This window comes from Conexibacter woesei Iso977N, from assembly GCF_000424625.1.
Lineage (GTDB): Bacteria > Actinomycetota > Thermoleophilia > Solirubrobacterales > Solirubrobacteraceae > Baekduia > Baekduia woesei_A.
On the sequence record NZ_AUKG01000005.1, the window covers coordinates 37988 to 55628 of the forward strand.

At 72.6% G+C, this 17641-nt stretch carries 17 protein-coding genes; 5 read left to right on the forward strand and 12 right to left on the reverse strand.

Going from position 1 to position 17641, the window contains the following annotated elements; all coding sequences use genetic code 11:
• Position 1: 1 nt before the first annotated feature.
• From H030_RS0126515 to H030_RS0126525, 3 genes are read right to left on the reverse strand one after another with little or no spacing between them, the layout of a single operon-like run.
• Positions 2-772 carry an ATP-binding cassette domain-containing protein gene (locus H030_RS0126515; RefSeq protein WP_027008350.1) on the reverse strand — a complete coding sequence of 257 codons (771 nt, stop codon included), beginning with the start codon at positions 770-772 and terminating at the stop codon, positions 2-4.
• The gene (locus H030_RS0126520) at positions 769-1794 is read right to left on the reverse strand and encodes a class I mannose-6-phosphate isomerase (RefSeq protein ID WP_196809286.1); all 1026 of its coding nucleotides are present in this window, start codon (positions 1792-1794) and stop codon (positions 769-771) included. Before H030_RS0126520 ends, H030_RS0126515 begins: the two co-directional genes overlap by 4 nt.
• Positions 1791-2888 (reverse strand): LacI family DNA-binding transcriptional regulator, encoded by a 1098-nt coding sequence (locus H030_RS0126525; RefSeq protein WP_331270989.1) that lies wholly within the window; start codon positions 2886-2888, stop codon positions 1791-1793. The genes H030_RS0126520 and H030_RS0126525 overlap by 4 nt, the downstream gene beginning before the upstream one ends.
• A 63-nt stretch (positions 2889-2951) precedes the next feature.
• On the opposite strand from H030_RS0126525, the gene H030_RS0126530 reads away from it, so the two are divergent.
• A complete protein-coding gene (locus H030_RS0126530) occupies positions 2952-4121 on the forward strand; it encodes a PucR family transcriptional regulator (protein WP_027008353.1) in 1170 nt (389 codons plus the stop codon).
• Here the strand turns inward: H030_RS0126530 and H030_RS0126535 are convergent.
• The 4 genes from H030_RS0126535 to H030_RS0126550 form a co-directional block, all read right to left on the reverse strand.
• Positions 4118-4912, reverse strand: coding sequence for an SGNH/GDSL hydrolase family protein (locus tag H030_RS0126535; protein WP_027008354.1), 795 nt, complete (start codon positions 4910-4912; stop codon positions 4118-4120). The two genes, H030_RS0126530 and H030_RS0126535, sit on opposite strands and share 4 nt — an antisense overlap.
• A 300-nt stretch (positions 4913-5212) precedes the next feature.
• Complete coding sequence (rsfS, locus tag H030_RS0126540) at positions 5213-5578, reverse strand: ribosome silencing factor (RefSeq protein WP_027008355.1); 366 nt, start codon at positions 5576-5578, stop codon at positions 5213-5215.
• A gap of 67 nt (positions 5579-5645) precedes the next feature.
• Positions 5646-6269: a nicotinate-nucleotide adenylyltransferase gene (nadD, locus tag H030_RS0126545; RefSeq protein ID WP_027008356.1), complete on the reverse strand. Its 624-nt coding sequence runs from the start codon at positions 6267-6269 to the stop codon at positions 5646-5648.
• A 4-nt stretch (positions 6270-6273) separates the two neighbouring features.
• The gene (locus H030_RS0126550) at positions 6274-7515 is read right to left on the reverse strand and encodes a glutamate-5-semialdehyde dehydrogenase (protein WP_027008357.1); all 1242 of its coding nucleotides are present in this window, start codon (positions 7513-7515) and stop codon (positions 6274-6276) included.
• A 72-nt stretch (positions 7516-7587) separates the two neighbouring features.
• On the opposite strand from H030_RS0126550, the gene H030_RS0126555 reads away from it, so the two are divergent.
• Complete coding sequence (locus H030_RS0126555; protein WP_035130230.1) at positions 7588-9717, forward strand: glycoside hydrolase family 15 protein; 2130 nt, start codon at positions 7588-7590, stop codon at positions 9715-9717.
• On the opposite strand, the gene proB is transcribed toward H030_RS0126555, so the two are convergent.
• Positions 9699-10832, reverse strand: a complete 1134-nt coding sequence (gene proB / locus H030_RS0126560; RefSeq protein WP_027008359.1) for a glutamate 5-kinase — start codon at positions 10830-10832, stop codon at positions 9699-9701. The genes H030_RS0126555 and proB overlap by 19 nt on opposite strands.
• A gap of 15 nt (positions 10833-10847) precedes the next feature.
• Complete coding sequence (gene obgE / locus H030_RS0126565; protein ID WP_027008360.1) at positions 10848-12197, reverse strand: GTPase ObgE; 1350 nt, start codon at positions 12195-12197, stop codon at positions 10848-10850.
• Positions 12198-12226: 29 nt separating this feature from the next.
• On the opposite strand from obgE, the gene H030_RS0126570 reads away from it, so the two are divergent.
• Together H030_RS0126570 and H030_RS35490 are read left to right on the forward strand one after the other, a co-directional pair.
• Positions 12227-12910 carry an SDR family oxidoreductase gene (locus H030_RS0126570; RefSeq protein WP_027008361.1) on the forward strand — a complete coding sequence of 228 codons (684 nt, stop codon included), beginning with the start codon at positions 12227-12229 and terminating at the stop codon, positions 12908-12910.
• A complete protein-coding gene (locus H030_RS35490) occupies positions 12907-13392 on the forward strand; it encodes an NUDIX hydrolase (protein ID WP_035130233.1) in 486 nt (161 codons plus the stop codon). Before H030_RS0126570 ends, H030_RS35490 begins: the two co-directional genes overlap by 4 nt.
• Here H030_RS35490 and H030_RS0126580 read toward each other — a convergent pair.
• Positions 13389-13976 carry a TetR/AcrR family transcriptional regulator gene (locus H030_RS0126580; protein ID WP_027008362.1) on the reverse strand — a complete coding sequence of 196 codons (588 nt, stop codon included), beginning with the start codon at positions 13974-13976 and terminating at the stop codon, positions 13389-13391. The two genes, H030_RS35490 and H030_RS0126580, sit on opposite strands and share 4 nt — an antisense overlap.
• 80 nt (positions 13977-14056) lie before the next feature.
• Between H030_RS0126580 and H030_RS0126585 the strand changes: the two genes are divergently transcribed.
• Entirely contained in the window at positions 14057-15580 is a 1524-nt protein-coding gene (locus tag H030_RS0126585) for an MFS transporter (protein WP_027008363.1), read from the forward strand.
• Here the strand turns inward: H030_RS0126585 and H030_RS35495 are convergent.
• Together H030_RS35495 and H030_RS0126595 are read right to left on the reverse strand one after the other, a co-directional pair.
• Positions 15577-15861, reverse strand: coding sequence for a TfoX/Sxy family DNA transformation protein (locus H030_RS35495; protein ID WP_051223802.1), 285 nt, complete (start codon positions 15859-15861; stop codon positions 15577-15579). The two genes, H030_RS0126585 and H030_RS35495, sit on opposite strands and share 4 nt — an antisense overlap.
• A 10-nt stretch (positions 15862-15871) precedes the next feature.
• Positions 15872-17332 (reverse strand): MFS transporter, encoded by a 1461-nt coding sequence (locus tag H030_RS0126595; RefSeq protein WP_035130236.1) that lies wholly within the window; start codon positions 17330-17332, stop codon positions 15872-15874.
• Positions 17333-17641 lie beyond the last annotated feature (309 nt).

The following is a 17641-nucleotide window of genomic DNA, read 5'->3' on the forward strand; positions in this document are numbered from 1 at the left end:
GTCATGCCGCCTCCTGGGTGAGCGCGCCGGTCATCGCGCCGACGATCTGCTCCATCGTGGTGTCGGCCGCCTGGAACCTGGCGACCCGCTGGCCGAGGCGCAGGACCTCGATCCGGTCCGAGACCTCGAGCACCTCCGGCATGTTGTGGGAGATCAGGACGACCGAGACGCCGCGGTCGCGCACGCGCCGGATCAGGTCCAGGACCGCGCGCGTCTGGACGACGCCGAGCGCCGCGGTCGGCTCGTCCATGAACACCACCTTGCTCGCCCAGGTGACCGCGCGAGCAACAGCTACACCTTGGCGCTGACCGCCGGACATCGTGGCGACCGGCGCCGCGACGTCCTGGATCGAGACGCCGAGCGAGTCGAACGACTCGCGGCTCTGGCGCTTCATCGCGCCCTTGTCCAAGAACCCCAACCTGCCGAGCGGCCCGGGGCGCATGATCTCGCGTCCGAGGTAGAGGTTCGACGCGGGGTCCAGCTCGGGCGCGAGCGCGAGGTCCTGGTAGACGGTCTCGATCCCGAGCCGGCGTGCGCCGACCGGCGACTCGACGTGGACGGGCGCGCCCTCGAACAGGATCTCGCCCGCGTCGGGCTGGTGGACGCCGGACAGCGTCTTGACGAGCGTCGACTTCCCGGCGCCGTTGTCGCCGACCAGCGCGACGACCTCGCCCGGGTAGACGGTGAAGCTCGCGCCGCGCAGCGCCCGCACGCGGCCGAAGCTCTTGACGATCTGCCGCGCTTCGAGCAGCGGCTGCTTCTCGGTGTTCATGCTCTCTCCTCCGTTGGATCGGCGGGCCGGCACGCGAGCGCCCGGACCTCGCCGGTCAGCCGCGAAACCCCTGCGGCATCAGGGATGACAACGTTGTCACCGCGGGCGACGGACAACACCGCGCCGTCCGCGCTCTCCAGCCTCCCGGCGCCTTCGAGCACCAGCAGGACCGTGAAGCCCCGCGCCAGCTCGGCACCACCGCGCAGCCAGTCGGCGCGGAAGTACGCGTCGGCGGCCGGCGGCAGCGCGCGGCGCTCGCCGCGCGGCCCGCGCAGCGCGGCGGCGTCGCGGGCGGTCGTCTCGACGCAGGACAGGGCGGTCGGCCAGCCGAGGCCGAGGGTCGCCTCGGTCTCGCCGGAGATGCCGTGGCCGTCCCACTCGAGCATGACGGACATGTCGCTCGGCTCCTGCAGCTCGGCGATCAGCAGGCCCTCGCCGATCGCGTGCGGGACGCCCGCGGGGACGAAGGCCGCGTCGCCGACGCCCAGCTCCAGCGGGTGCAAGGCCTCCAACATCGCGGGCGCGTCCTGCGCGTCGACCCAGGCCCGGATCTGATCGAGGCCCACATCTCGCCTCCACCCCAGGTGCACGACGCCGGACCCGCCGACGACGACCCACGCCTCGGTCTTGCCGAACCTCGTGCCGAGGTGCTCCCGGGCGAACGGCCCGTCCGGATGCACGTGCACCGGCAGGCGCTCGCCCGCGTCGAGCAGCTTCACCAACAACGCGGGATCGGCGCCCCAGCGCGCGACGTGCGCCGCACCCAGCCAGGCCTCCGGATCATCCCCTACAACAGCGCGCAGCAGCCTCCCGTCTGCCAGCGCGCTGAGCCCGACGCCCGGCTCGCCGAACGCCTCGGTCGTCGAGCCGACCCAGTCCTCGGGCTCGCGCAGCGCGTCCGGATCGCCCGGCGGCGCCTCGCCGCGCAGCGCGGCGATCGCGGGCCCACCCCTGTAGAAGCGCCGCACGCCGTTGGGCGGCAGCAGCGTCGGCTTGACCATCATGTCGGTCGTCTCGCTCATCTCGGCACCCGCTCCCCGGACCCGCGCGCGACCAGCTCGCACGGCACGACCATCCGGCGCGGCGCCTGCTCGTCGCCGTCGAGGCGCGCGTAGGCGGCCTCGGCGGCCAGCCGCGCCATCTCGGCCGGTGCCTGGCGCACGACGCTCACGGGCGTGGCGAGCATGTCCGCCAGCTCGAAGTCGTCGAAGCCGACGAGCGCGGGCTGCTCATCCGGGTCGAGATCCCGCAGCGCGCGCACGGCGCCGACGGTGATCCGGTTGTTGGCGGTGAAGAGGGCGGTCGGCCGGCGCTCGGCGGGCAGCGCGAGCACGCGCCGGACGGCGGCCTCGGCGTCGCCGGCGGCGTGCGCGCCCGGCACGATCAGCTCGGGGTCGACGTCCAGGCCCGCGTCGCGCAGCGCGTCGGCGGCGCCCGCGACGCGCTCGCGCGCGGTCCAGACCCGGTCGGAGTCCGTGATCACTGCGATCCTGCGATGGCCGTGGGCGACCAAGTGCTCGACGGCCGTGCGCGCGCCGCCGCGCGAGTCGCCGAGGACCGTGTCGACGTCGATCCCGACCGGCGGGCGGTCCAGGAAGACGATCGGCGCGTGGCCGGGCTGGGTCAGCTCGCCGCGCAGGTAGGTGTGGTCCTCGCCGGCCGGGACCATCAGGACCGCGTCGACCGCGCGGCGCAGGAAGCGCAGGACCAGCTCCTGCTCGCGCGCCGGGTCCTCGCCGCAGGAGCCGGTCAGCAGCAGGTGGCCCTGGGCGTGGGCGAGCTCCTCGACGGTCCGGGCCAGCTGCGAGTAGAACGGGTTGGCGACGTCCTCGATCACGAGGCCGAGCGCGCCCGCCCGGCCGTGGCGCAGGCTGCGCGCCAGCTCGTTGCGGGTGAAGCCGAGCGTCTCGATGGCCGCGGTGACGCGGGCGGCGGTCTCCCGCGCCACACCCGGCTCCGCGTTGACGACGCGCGAGACCGTCTTCAGGCTCACGCCCGCGGTGCTCGCGACATCGCGCATCGTTGGTCGACCCGACAACCCAGTCTCTCCTGACCGATCGGCGGCTGACAACGTTGTCAGCGCCTCGTCGCTGCGACCGTACCCGGGGACCGACATCGTTGTCAAGCACAGAGCGAACGACCGTGTTGCATTTCCACGCGTTCGCGGAGAGAGTGCGCCATGGCGATCGACCCCCAGGCCCCGCCGCGGCCCTGGCACGCGCTGCCGGACGACCTCGGCGCGCTGGTCTGCGCGGCGATCCCGGCGATCGCCGACGAGCTGGTCGACGTGCTCGGCCCGGCGATCCCGGTCTACCGGACGCTCGAGGGACCGTTCGGCCGCGACGTCGTCAAGGCGGTCGCCGACGCGCTGCACGACTTCGCGGGCGTGATCGAGCAGCGCCCGCCGACGGTCGGCGCCGACCGCGCGCTGTACGTCGCGGTCGGCGAGCGCTGGTTCCGGTCCGGGCACTCGCTCGACGAGCTGCAGGCCGGCTACCACCTCGGCGCGCGCGTCGTGTGGAGGCGGATCGCAGCGGTCGCGACCGCGGCCAGGGCCGAGGCGGCGACGATCGGTGTCCTCGCCGACGCGCTGTTCGCCTACCTGGACGAGATCGCCGCGGTGACGGTCGAGGGCTTCGTCGCCGCCCAGGCCGCCGCCGCGGGCGAGGTCGAGCGCCGGCGCGCGCGGTTGTTGGGGTGCTTGGTCAGCGACCCGCAGCCGGAGCGCGCGGTGCTGGAGCGCGCCGCGCTGGAGGCCGGCTGGCCGCTGCCCCGCGCGCTGGCGATCGTCGCGCTCGGGACCGATGCCGCGCCCCGCCGATTGCCGAGCGACGTCCTGGCCGGCGTCGTCGACGGCGTCGCCTGCCTGGTCGTCCCCGACCCCGACGGCCCCGGCCGCCGCGCACCGCTCGAAGCGGCGCTGGCCGGCCACGCCGCCGCCCTCGGCCCGACGACCCCACCCGAGCACGCCGCCCGCAGCTGGACCCGCGCCCGCGCGCTGCACGCGCTGCTGCCCGACCCCGGGCTGCACGTCGCGGACGACCACCTGCTGGAGCTCCTCCTGGCGGAGGATCCGTCACTGGTGGACGACCTCGCGCGGCTGCGGCTGGCACCGCTCGCGGGCCTCCCGCCCCGCTCGCGCCAGACGCTGCACGAGACGCTGCTGGCCTACCTCAGACATCGTGGGAACGGCCCGCGGATGGCCGCCGACCTGCACGTCCACCCGCAGACCGTCCGCTACCGGCTCGCTCGCCTGCGCGAGCTGCTCGGCGACGCGTTGGACGACCCCGAAGCCCGCTTCGAGCTCGAGGTCGTCCTCCGCGCCCGCGCCGTCCGCGCGAGTCCCTAGCCGATGACGCTCCGTACGAGCGCCTCGTAGCCGAGGCGATGACCATCCCGGTTGGGGTGGTAGGAGTCGCTGATCGGGTTGGAGAGACCGTTCAGCCACTCGCTCGACGAGCAGACGGCATGCCCCGTGAACGCCGGGATCGCGTCCTTGAACGTGAACCCGTAGGCGGCCGCACGCCCCGCGATCGTCGTCTTCATCAGGTCGGCCGTCGCGTTGAGCCTCGTCATCTCGTCGCTCGAGAAGAACGTGCCCGCGTTGCAGTCGACGTTCATGAACAGGCGCGGGTAGCCGAGCACGATGACCCTCGCGTTGGGCGCCCGCGTCCTGATCTGCGAGTACACGCTGTTGAGGTTGCCCGGCAACGTGTTCCTGATGTAGTTGTTCGCGTTGGTGACGTCGCTGCTGCACGACACCAGCGGCTCCGCGCACCTCGTGATGACGCTCGAGAACCCGGCGTCGTTGCCGCCGATCGTGATCGTCACGATGTTGGTGGACGTGCTCAGCGACTGCACCTGGTTGGCCAGGACGTCGCTCGTCTTCGCGCCGGAGCACGCGACGAACGCGGTCAGCGTCGTGTTCGGCCGATCCCTCCTGATCAGCTCCGGATAGGCGTACGGACCCCGGTTGCAACTCGAGTTGATCGAGTAGTCACGGGTTCCCGTGCCCGCCGAGTAGCTGTCGCCGAGCGCGACGTAGTTGTCCGCCAACGCCGATGCGGCGACCCAGCCGCCCAGCGCGCAGACCATGATGACGGCAGCGACCAGCCGCCGCCCAGCGTGCGTGGAACGCATGTGCTCCTCCTCCTGTTGGACCCAGTACCGGTGACCGACACTAAGCGGCGGCGCCACGCACGGTCTTGGCCTGCGCGGCGCCAATCAGGAGGCAGAAGTTGTCACCGCGACCACAAACGGCCGCGGCGTCCGGACCGGGTGGGTTGTTCGGCGAGGCGGTCCGGTCGATCGGCGGTTCGGGCGGATGGCTGACGCCGCGCGATCTCGCAGCCGATCCTGGTTGGATCGGGAAGGGATCGGGTGGGGTCAGGCGCCGGCCGGGCCGTCGAGCGAAAGCAGCGGATCCGCCGAACAACCCACCTAGCGCTGCGGGACGTCCTCCAGCTCGACGTCCAGGCGCGGCACGTCGCCCCAGAGCTGCTCGAGGCGGTAGAACTCGCGGACCTCGGGCACGAAGACGTGGACCACGATGTCGAAGTAGTCCATCAGGATCCAGCGGGCCTCGCCGGTGCCCTCGACGCGGCGCGGCAGCTGGCCGTGGTCCTTCTTCAGGCCCTCGTGGATCGCGTCGTGGATCGCCTTCGTCTGGCGGTCGGTGTTGCCCGAGCACACGACGAAGAAGTCCGTGTAGGACGACACGCCGCGCAGGTCGAGCACGGTCAGGTCGATCGCCTTCTTGTCGGCCGCATAGCTGGCGGCGAGCTGGGCGAGGCGCTCCGGGGTCATCGCTTCTGGTGTCTGATCGGTCTGCTGCATGGGGGTCTGGCTGGGCAAGACGACGCTTCCTCCGAGGTCATGCTGATGATGGGATACCCGCCGGGCTCCGGTAGAGCCCGTGCTGCGCGATGTACTCGGCCACCGGATCGGGGACCAAGTACCGGATCGGATGTCCGGCGGCCACACGCCGCCGAACCAGCGAGGACGAGATGTCCATGCGGGGCAGATCGAAGAAATCGACCCGCTCGACGGCGCCGGGGATCGTCGCCAGCCGTTCCAGGATATCGGCCCGCGGAGTGCCTTCGCGCTCCGCAACGGCCAGTCGTGCCAGCCGCACGACCTCGGCAGGTTCATGCCAGGTGGGGAAGCTCGTGGCCATGTCCCCTCCCACGATGAACGTCAGCTCCGCTCCTGGACTCGTCTCATGGAGTGCGCGCAGCGTATCGGCCGTGTAGGACGGTCCCTCGCGGGCGACCTCCAGCTCGCTGACCTCGAAGCGCTCGTCGTCCCCGATCGCCAGCCGGCACAAGGCGAGACGCGCCGCGGGACCGGGGTCGCCGACGACCTGCTTGTGCGGCGGGTTGGCGTTCGGGATCAGCAGGACGCGATCCAGGCCGAGCTGGTCGTGCGCCTCCTGCGCGGCCAGCAGATGGGCGAGGTGCGGCGGGTTGAACGTGCCGCCGAGGAGGCCCAGGCGCATGGGGCTAGCGGACGTGGCCGGCGCCCCGCACGACGTACTTGAACGAGCACAGCTCGCGCAGCCCGATCGGTCCGCGCGCGTGGAGCTTCTGGGTCGAGTTGCCGATCTCGGCGCCGAAGCCGAACTCGCCGCCGTCGGTGAAGCGCGTGGACGCGTTGACGTAGACGCAGGCGGCGTCCACGCCGAGCTCGAACGCGCGGGCGCTCGCGTAGGAGCGCGTGACGATCGCCTCGGAGTGGCCGGAGCCGTGGCGGTTGACGTGGTCGATCGCCTCGTCGACGGAGTCGACGACGCCGACCGCGAGGACGAGCGCGAGGAACTCGGTGTCCCAGTCCTCCTGGGAGGCGGGCGCGACGGTGTTGTCGATCTCCCGGACGCCGTCGTCGCCGCGCAGCTCGACGCCCGCGCCGCGCAGCGCCTCCAGCGCGGCGGGCAGGAAGTCCGGCGCGACGTCGCGGTGGACGAGCAGCGTCTCGGCCGCGTTGCAGACGCCGGGGCGCTGGGTCTTGGCGTTGACGATGATGTCGCGCGCCATGTCGAGGTCCGCGCCGGCGTCCACGTAGACATGGCAGTTGCCGGACGCGGCGAAGATCATCGGGACCGTCGCGACCGCGGTCAGCGCCCTCTTCAGGCCCTCGCCCCCGCGCGGGATGATCAGGTCGACGTAGTCGTCCTGCGTGGCGAGGTCGGCCAGCTCCTCGCGGCCACCGCCGGCGACGAGGCCGATCGCGCCCTCCGGCGCGTGCTCGGCGGCGATCGACGCGAGGATCGCGTTGGAGTGCTGCGCGGATGACGACCCGCGCAGGACGATCGCGTTGCCCGACTTCAGGCACAGCGCGGCGGCGTCGATCGTGACGTTCGGGCGCGCCTCGTAGACGACCGCGACGACGCCGAGCGGCGTGCGCGTCTTGGCGACGTCGAGGCCGTTCGGGAGGCGGAAGCCGTCGATGACCTCGCCGACCGGGTCGGGCAGCGCGGCGATGTCCCGGACCTGCGCGGCGATCGCGGCGATCCGCGCGTCGTCGAGCATCAGGCGGTCGAGCAGCGCGGCGGAGAGGTCGTTCTCGCGCCCGGCCTCGAGGTCGCGCGCGTTGGCCTCGACGATCTCCGGCGTCCGGGCCAGGAGCGCGTCGGCGATCGCGTGCAGCGCCGCGTCCTTCTCGTTGGTCGGCAGCGTCGCCAGGCGGCGCGAAGCGGTCCGCGCGGCGCGGCAGATGTCGGTGACCGAAGGCGTGGCGATGGCCATGTCCTAAGGGTACCGGCCGTTCTGCTGACTGCCCATGGTTTCGGTGACGGAGCGGCGTGGCAAGCGGCGTGCATGTCCGGCCTGTCCCGCCTGCTCGCTGCCCTGTTGCTCGCCATGACGATCGCCTCGACCGCGGCCGCGGCGCCCGCGCCCGGAGGGCCGGGCAGGGACGATGGGTACCTCGGCTCCGACAAGACCGGCGTCGTGACCGCGACCGGGACGCAGAGCAAGGTCTGGGCGACGGTCCAGAGGAACGGCGGGCTCGGCGAGGTCTACTGGCCGGACCTCGCGACGCCGGCGTCGCGGTCGCTGCGCTTCGTCGTGCGCGATGTCAGGACCGGCGCGGTCGCCGGCGGCAGCGCCGAGACGCGGCAGGTCGACCCGAAGTCCTTGACGTTCGCCCAGACCCAGACCGGCGACGGCTGGAGGCTCACGACGACCTACACCACCGACGCGACGCGCGACGCGGTGCTCGCGGCGGTGCACTTCAGCACGCGGCAGGCCAAGCGCTTCGAGGTGTACGCCATCTACGAGCCGGCGCTGAACGACACCAGGACCGACGACTCCGCGCGCTCGGCCGGCGCCGACCTGGTCGCGACCGACGCGCAGACGGGCGCCTCTGACCTCACCGCGCAGCCCGCGTTCACCAAGACCACCAACAACTTCCGCCCCACCGCCGACGGCGACATCATCAACAACGCCTACGACTCCGCCGGGCCGGGCGCGGTCGTCCAGGCGGGGCGGCTGAGCTTCGGCCGCCTCGGCGTCGCGACGCTCGCGCTCGGCTTCGGCGCCGACGCGTCCGCCGCCCAGCAGACCGCCCACGCGGCGCTGCGCACGCCGTTCCTGCTGACGCTCGCGCGCTACGCCGCGGGCTGGCGCGCCTACCTCAACCACCTCAAGAACCCGCCCGCGTCGTTGAGGACGGCGCAGGAGCGGCAGTTGTACACCACCTCGATCATGGTCCTCGCCGCCTCCGAGGACAAGACGCACCGTGGCGCCTACGTCGCCTCCCCCACGATGCCGTGGAGGTGGGCCGCGCTCGTCCCGTCCGGCCCGTACCACCTGGTCTGGTCGCGCGACCTCTACCAGATCGCCACCGGCCTGATCGCGGCCGGCGACACCGCGGGCGCCAACCGCGCGCTGGACTGGCTGTTCAACACCCAGCAGAAGCCCGACGGCTCGTTCCCGCAGAACTCCAAGCCCGATGGGACGCCGGTCTGGACCGGCCTGCAGATGGACGAGGTCGCGTTCCCGATGATCCTCGCCCACCAGCTCGGCCGCACCGACGCGGGCACGTGGGCGCACGTCCGGCGCGCCGCGGACTTCCTCATCAACTACAGGGATCCCACGACCGGCCACACCGCGCCGTGGTCGCCGATGGAGCGCTGGGAGAACCAGGACGGCTACTCGCCGGCGACGATCGCGTCGGAGATCGCGGGCCTCGTCTGCGCCGCGCAGCTCGCGAGGGCCAACGGCGACGAGGACAGCGCGACCAAGTACCTCAACACGGCCGACGCCTGGCAGGCCAGGGTCAAGGCCTGGACGTTGACAACCACCGGCCCCTACAGCACGCAGCCGTACTTCCTGCGGTTGACCAAGGACGGCAACCCTGACGCCGGGACGACCTACTCGACCGGCGACGGCGGCCCGTCCGCGGCCGATCAGCGCACGGTCGTCGACCCGTCGTTCCTGGACCTCGTCCGCCTCGGCGTCCTGCCCGCGACCGACCCCGACATCGTCAACACCGAGCAAGTTGTGGATCAACAGCTCGGCTTCCAGACCGCGCGCGGGTTCTTCTGGCACCGCGCGAAGTTCGACGGCTACGGCGAGTTCCGCGACGGCTCGCCGTGGGACTTCGACCAGAGGCCGGACTCCCGGACGACGATCGGCCGCGCGTGGCCGCTGCTCAACGGCGAGCGCGGCGAGGCGCAGATCGCGGCCGGCGACCCGGCGGGCGCGGCGTCGCAGCTGACCGCGATGACCAACGCGGCGTCGCCGTCCGGGATGCTCCCCGAGCAGGTCTGGGACGACAACCCGCCCTCGGGCCAGCCCGGCTTCGAGCCCGGGACGCCGACGCTGTCGGCCACCCCGCTGGCCTGGACCCACGCGCAGTACCTGCGCCTGGCGTGGGACCTCCAGGACGGCCGCGTCAGCGAGACGCCGGACGTCGTCGCGGCGCGTTACGCCAGGACGAAGTAGTCGCGGTGCACAGCCTCTTCGGCGGCGCGCGGGAGCACTTCGCGCGCCGCCGGGGACTGCATGCCCTGCACGCGCCGCAGCTCGGCGGCGCTCAGATTGGCAATGCCCTTGCCCAGGAGGCGCCCGCCGGACGGCGCGCCCGCAACGTGCACCGTCGCGATCGCCTCGCGCACCTCGACCGCGTCGCCCGCGGCGAACGACCCAATCACATCGACAACGCCGACCGGCAGCAGCGACGTCCCGCCGTCGCGCAGCGCGCGTGCGGCGCCCGCGTCGACCACGACGGTCCCGTGCGCGGGCTTGGCGTAGCGCAGCCACAGCTTGAACGAGGAGATCCCGAGGTCGCGCGCCGGGAAGTGCGTGCCCTCGTCGGCCGAGCCGCCCAGCACCGCGCCGAGCGCGTGCTCGCGCAGGCCGTTGACGATCGCCGCCGGGATCCCCGCCGCGGTCGCCATCTCGGCCGCGACGACCTTCGAGCGCATGCCGCCGGAGCCCAGCGTCGAGGTGGAGTCCCCGATCGCCGCCTGCTCCTCGAGCGACTCGAAGTCCGTGATCTCGCGCACGATCCGCGCGTCCGGCGTCGTGCGCGGGTCGGCGGTGTAGACCCCGTCGACCCCGGTCAACAACACCAACTTGTCGGCCTCGACGAGGATCGCGACCTGCGCCGCGAGGAAGTCGTTGTCGCCGAAGGTGATCTCGTCGGTCGCGGTCGTGTCGTTCTCGTTGACGATCGGGACCACGCCCCACTCCAGCAGCCGCCGCAGCGCCTGGCGCGCGTTGAGGTAGTGGGTCCGGTGGCTGAGGTCGAAGAACGTCAGCAGCACCTGCGCGGCGGTCGTGCCGCGCGCCGCGAGCAGCTCGTCGTAGAACCGGAACAGCCGGCCCTGGCCGATCGCGCTCGCCGCCTGCAGGTCCTCGATCGCGCTCGGTCGCCCGGCGATCCCCATCGTGTCCAGGCCGCGGACGATCGCGCCCGAAGACACCACCACCACGTCATCGCCCGCCCGTCGCCGCGCGGCGACCTCGTCGCAGATCGCGGCGAGCACGTCGGCACGCAGCGCGCCGTCGTCGGACGCGGTGATGCCGGAGCCGAGCTTGATCACATAGCGGGCCATGAACGGCCGCGGACTCTACGAGGGATCGAGCTCGAACACGACGCCGCCGATTTCCACATCGTCGCCTGGCTCGAACCCATGCGCCTCCAGCGCGCGGATCACGCCCATGCGGTGCAGGCGCCGCTCGACGTGCGCGAGCGCGTCGAGGTTCTCCATGTCGTGGCGGGCGATCAGGCGGTCGACCGACTCGCCCTCGACGCGCCACAGGCCCTCCTCGACCTGCTCGACCTGGAAGTCCCTGCCGGCGCGGCCGCGCGCGGGGCGCGGGCGGAACGTGCGGTGCTCCTCGAGCTCCTCGTCCTCGAGGCCCGGCGCGACGACCGGCTCCTCGACCTTCGGGACGCGGCGCAGCAGCTCGGCGGCCAGCTCGTCGAGGCCGAGCTTCGTCGCGCTGGAGGTGATCAGCACCGGCGTGACGTCCGGCGCCTCCTCCCACTCCTCGCGCGCGGGCAGCGCGGCGGCGAAGCGCTCGCGCCACAGCTCGGCGGTGATCTCCGCCTCCTCGGGCGAGACGAGGTCGGCCTTCGACAGCGCGAGGATCCGCGGCAGGCGCGAGAGGCGCTCGTCGTAGTCGGCCAGCTCGCGCTCGATCGTCTCGAAGTTCGTCTCCGGGTCGCTGCCGTCGAGCGGCGCGAGGTCCAGGACGTGGACGAGCAGGCGCGTGCGCTCGACGTGGGCGAGGAAGTCGTGGCCCAGCCCGGCGCCGCCCGCGGCGCCCTCGATCAGGCCCGGGATGTCGGCCAGGACGAGCTGGCGGTCGTCGCCGTCGAGCGTGCCGAGGATCGGCTCCAGCGTCGTGAACGGGTAGTTGGCGACCTTCGGCGCGGCGCGCGTCATCACGCTCAGCAGCGAGGACTTGCCCGCGTTGGGCAGGCCGACGAGGCCGACGTCGGCCAGCAGCTTGAGGCGCAGGTCGAGCCAGAACTCCTGGCCGGCGAGGCCCTTCTCGGCGAAGCGCGGCGCCTGGCGGGTGGAGCCCGCGAACTTCTTGTTGCCCTTGCCGCCGGAGCCGCCGCGGGCGACGGTGATGCGCGTGCCGGGGATGACGAGGTCGTGCGTGTCGCCTGTCTCCTCGACCGTGACCTGGGTCCCGGGCGGGACGCGCACGACCAGCTCGTCGCCGTCGGCCCCGTGGCGCAGCGCGCCCTCGCCGTGGCGGCCGCGGTCGGCCTTGTAATGGGCCTTGCGCTTGAACGACTGCAGGTCGCGGTAGGAGTCGTCGCAGAGCAGCACGACGTGGCCGCCGTGCCCGCCGTCGCCCCCGTCCGGGCCGCCCTTGGGAACGTGCGCCTCGCGACGGAACGACATGCAGCCGTTGCCGCCGCCGCCCGCCTGGACGTTGATGCGCGCCTTGTCGTACAGCATGTTGTGGGACCAAAGGTAGCGTTGCGGACATGGATCCTGTCTTCCTGATCACGGGCGCCAGCACGGGCATCGGCGCCGCAACGGCTCGGGCCGCGGTTGATGCGGGGTATCGCGTCGTGCTCGGCGCGCGCTCGCTGGACAAGCTGGAGGCGCTCTCGGCGGAGCTGGGCGGGCCGGAACGCGCGCTCGCGGTCGAGTGCGACGTGACCGAGTGGGCCGACAACGAGCGGCTCGTGCGCGGCGCTTTGGACGCCTTCGGTCGGCTCGACGTGGTCTACGCCAACGCCGGGTTCGGCGCCAAGCGTGGGTGGCTGGAGGAGACGCCGGAGCACTGGAAGGCGATGGTGCTGACCAACGTGCTCGGCGCCGCGTACACGGTCCGGGCGGCGATCCCGGCGCTGAAGGAGTCGCGCGGGCACGTGCTGCTGACGGGGTCGGTCGCGGGGCGGCGTGCGCTGCCGGGGTCGCTGTACAGCGCGACGAAGTGGGCGGTCACCGCGATGGGCGAGGCGATCCGGGCCGACCTCAACGACACGGGGATCCGGACGACGGTGATCGAGCCGGGGATGGTCGACACGCCGTTCTTCGACGACCCGGGCGAGGGCCGGCTGCACCCCGACGACATCGCGCGCGCCGTGATGTACGCGGTGTCGCAGCCGCCGCACGTGGACGTCAACGAGATCCTCGTGCGGCCGACGGCGCAGCCGACGTGATCGAGCTGCGCCGCGCGGTGCGGGTGCTGCTCGTCACGCCCGACGAGCGGGTCCTGCTGCTGGCGGCGGAGGATCCGGACGCTGACGGTCGCACGCGCTTCTGGTTCCCGCCGGGCGGCGGGATCGAGGAGGGCGAGGACCCGCGCGCGGCGCTCGCGCGCGAGGTCGCCGAGGAGACCGGCTACGCGTTGCCAGGTGTAGGGGTCGACGAGGTCTGGCACCGCTGCCACCGGTTCCGCTGGGGCGGCGTGCGCATCGACCAGCGCGAGCGCTGGTTCCTGGCCCGCGTCCCGTCGGCGTTCGCGATCGACCGCTCCGGCTGGACGCCCGGCGAGCAGGCCGACCTGCGCGACGCCCGCTGGTTCACGCTCGCCGAGCTGGACGCCTGCCCCGACCGCCTGGTCCCGGCCGACCTGGCGGCCCGGTTGCGTGAGCTCCTGCGCGACGGGCCGCCGGACGAACCGGTCGACGTCGGGGTCTAGCCCGCCGCGGGCGGCGGCGGGAACATCGTGCGCAGCGCGGCGGCGAGGTCGTCGCCGCTCGGCGCCTGCGCCGGGTCGACGAGCATCTGGCCCATGAGGCCGATCAGCATCGCCTGCAGCAGCTGGCCGACGCGGACGTGGTCGGGGTCGGTGACCTCGATCTCGTCGGGCGTGCCGAACCAGAGGCGGCTGATCTCGCGGTGGGCCATGCCCTGGACGTCGGCGAAGAACGCCCGGACCGCGTCGGCGTGGTCGAGCTGGGAGAGCGACTCGAAGGTCGCGCTCCAGAGCGGGCGGAAGGCGCCGAAGGACTCGAGGATCCGGGCGAAGATCGCGCCGAAGCGCTCGTAGGGGTCGGCGCTCTGGGGCGCGGCGTCCACGGCGGCGCCGATCGCCTCGGCCCAGTCCTCGGTCGCGCTCATCAGCGCGGCGTTGAGGAGGTTCTCCTTGGACCCGTAGTGGTAGCCGATCGAGGCGAGGTTGGTCCCGGACGCGGCGACGATGTCGCGCGCGGTCGTCCGGGCGTAGCCCTTCTCGTAGAGGCAGCGCTTGGCGCCGTCCAGGAGGTCGTCCTTGTGGCCCATCGGCCGGGGATCCTACCGTGTCGATCCATTCATACGTACGTTCTATACAAATGTATGGATCTCGTGTACGGTGCCGCGCCATGACCCCTCTCCCCCTCCGTTCCAAGTGGCTCGGGCTCGGCGTGCTCCTGCTCGCCGTGCTGCTCGTGGCCATGGACGTCACGATCCTGTACTTCGCCGCGCCCTACATCAGCGCCGACCTCGCGCCGTCCGGAACCCAGCAGCTGTGGATGCTCGACGTGTACGGGTTCGTCCTCGCCGGCCTGCTGATCACGATGGGCGCGCTGGCCGACCGCTACGGCCGGCGGCGCGTGCTCGTCCTCGGCGCCGCCGCGTTCGGCACGGCGAGCGCCGCGGCCGCGTTCGCCCAGGACGCCGACCAGCTGATCGCCTGCCGCGCGCTGATGGGCGTCGGCGGCGCGACGCTGATGCCGTCGTCGCTGGCGCTGCTGCGCAACCTGTTCCCCGACGACGCCGAGCGCCGCCGCGCGGTCGCGATCTGGACCGGTGTGGTCAGCGGCGGCTCGGCGCTCGGCCCGCTGCTCGGCGGCGTGTTGTTGGAGCACTTCTCGTGGGGCTCGGTGTTCCTGGTCAACGTCCCGGTGATGGTGTTGTTGGTGGTGTTGGCGCCGCGGCTGCTGCCGGAGTCGCGCGAGCCCTCGCGCGCCCGGATCGACGCGACCAGCGCCGTGCTGTCGTTGTGCACCATGTTGCCGTTGGTGTACGGGTTGCAGCGCGCGGCGGTCGACGGGATCGGCGTGCTGTCGGCCGCGTGCCTGGCCGGCGGCGTTCTTGTAGGAGTCGTGTTCGTCGCGCGCCAGCGGCGTCTGACGGTCCCGCTGATCGACCTCGCGCTGTTCCGCAACGTGCGCTTCAGCGGCGCGGTCGCGGTCAACCTGATGGCCATGCTCGCGCTCGTCGGCTACGCGCTGTTCACGACGCAGTACCTGCAGTCGGTGCTCGGCCTCTCCCCCTTGCACGCCGCGCTCTGGACGCTCCCGGCGCCGCTGAGCGTCGGCGTCGTCGCGCCGCTGGCGATGGTCGCCGCGCAGCGGGTCCGGCCGGCGGCCGTGGTCGCCGCGTGCTTCCTGCTGGCGTTGTGCGGGTTCTTGGTGATGACGCGCGTCCCGGCACACCACGGGTTGTTGGTGGCGTTGATCGGGACCGTCGTCTGCACGATGGGCCTGGCGGGCGCGATGACGCTGCTGACCGACCTGATCCTCGGCGCGGCGCCGGCCGAGCGCGCGGGTGCGGCGAGCGCGGTGGCCGAGACCGGACAGGAGCTCGGCGGCGCGATCGGCGTCGCGGTGCTGGGGTCGATCGGCGCGGCGGTCTACCGCCACGACGTCGGCGCGGGCGTGCCGCGCGCGGCGCACGAGACGCTCGGCGGCGCGATCGAGGTCGCGCGCGGGCTGCCGGGCCGGTCCGGCGACGCGCTCCTGGAAGGCGCGCGGGTCGCGTTCACCCATGGGCTGCACGCCGCGGCGCTGGGCGGCGCCGTTGTGATGGTGGTCGGTGCGGCGACCGCGTGGTGGACGCTGCGCGGCGTCGCGCCGCACGGCGCGGAGGAGCCGGCGGAGCCGCGCGAGCTGGCGCTGGCCTAGGCGGTCGCGGCGGGGCGCTCGGCGTCGAGCACCGCGCGCATCGCAGCGCAGCAGGCGTCGCGTTCTTCCGGGGCGATCTGCATCCAGCGGACGCCCCGGACCGCGCCCTCGAGCGCCAGGAACGACGAGAGGCAGTCGCGCGAGCCGACCTCGTAGAGGCGCAGCCAGGCGGCCTGGGCGCCGACCGCGCGCAGGTCGTCCTCGGTGCTCACGCCGATCGCGCGCAGGTCGTGCGCGAGGGCGGGACCGATGTTGACGACGTCCTCCAGGCGGTCGGCCATGTGGCAGATGCTACGCGGATTCGGCGCTCGCCGCGCGCGCCGCGGCGGCCGCCTCGCGCCTGCCCGCGAGGACCAGCACGACGTAGGAGATCACCGCGCCCAGCAGCGCGAACCCGGCGCCGATCACGAACGCGTGGCGGAAGCCCTCGGTCAGCGCGACCTTGATGTCGGCGTGCTTGACGACGTCGTTGGTCTTCTGCGTCGCGACGGTCGCCAGCAGCGCGAGGCCGATCGAGCCGCCGACCTGGCGGAACGTGTTGACGAGGCCGGACGCGAGGCCCGCCTCGGGGCCCCTGACGCCCTGCGTCGCGGCGATCGTCACGGGGACGAAGCTGAAGCCGATCCCGGCGGCGGTGATCACCGAGGGGACGAGGACGTCGGCCCAGTAGTTGCCGTCGTGCGACACGCGTGAGAGGCCGAGCATGCCGATCCCGATCAGGACCATCCCGAAGGTCAGGACGATCCCGGGGCCGAAGCGGCCGACGCCGCGGCTCGCGAACTGCGACGTGGCCACGATCGCCAGCGTCATCGGCAGGAACGCGAGGCCGGCTTCGATCGGGTCGTAGCCGAGCACCTCCTGCAGGTAGAGCGACAGGAAGTACCACATGGCGAACGCGCTCGCGCCCATGCAGAAGACGACGATGTCGGCGCCGACGACGGGGCGGTTCTTGAAGATGCGCAGCGGGACGAGCGGGGCCTTGGCGAGGCGGCCCTCGATCAGGACGAACGTCGCCAGCAGCGCCACGCCGATCGCGAGCGTGATCAGCGTCCGGGCCGAGCCCCAGCCGTGCTTGTCGGTCTCGACGATCCCGTAGGTCAGGACGACGAGGCCACCGGTGACGGTCAGGGCGCCCATGAGGTCGAAGGAGCTCGCGGCCCTCTGATCCCGGCGGCCCTTCGTGACGATGCGCAGCGCGGCGAGCGCGGCGACGATCCCGATCGGGACGTTGATCAGCAGGATCCAGCGCCAGGAGAGGGTCTGCGTGAGGATGCCGCCGAGCAGCGCGCCCGTCGCGCCGCCAACGCCGCCCATCGCGCCCCAGAGGCCGAGCGCGCGGTTGCGCTCTGAGCCTTCCGTGAAGGTGGTGGCGAGGATGCTCAGCGTGGCGGGCGCGACCACCGCGCCGCCGAGCCCCTGCGCGGCGCGGGCGCCGATCAGCATCGCGTCGGACTGCGCGACGCCACCGAGCAGCGAGGCGAACGCGAACAGCAGCAGCCCACCCGCGAAGACCTCCCGCCGCCCGATCAGGTCCGCGGCACGCCCGCCGAGCAGCAGGAAGCCGGCGAAGGTCAACGTGTACGCGTTGACGACCCACTGCAGGCCGGTGGCGGAGAAGCCCAGGTCACCGCGGATCGACGGCAGCGCGACGTTCACGATCGAGACATCCAGGATCACCATGAACTGCGCGAGACAGCAGAGGACCAGGATCAGCGTCTTGCGGCGTGCATCGAGGGGAGAGGGAGCGGACACCCTGCCAATTGTTGCACACGCAACATTTGACCACTTGGGGCGGTGTCTGCGCAAACGCCGGCGCGTCTCCGGACAACGAGCCCTGACCGTTGACGCATCCAGAGCGTGGTCGTAGCATCGCGTCGTCTCCCAAGGAGGTCGTGACCGTGATGCCCAGCATCGCCTGGCGCCACGGCGGCTTCTTCACGAGGTAAAGGGGTTGTTGATGATGTTCCGCCGGCTGATCGGCCGTATGAGGGACCGTCGCGCCGCGAGGCGGAAGCGCAGGCTGGCCACCGCCCACCGGCGCTCTGCCGAGGGCTACGACGA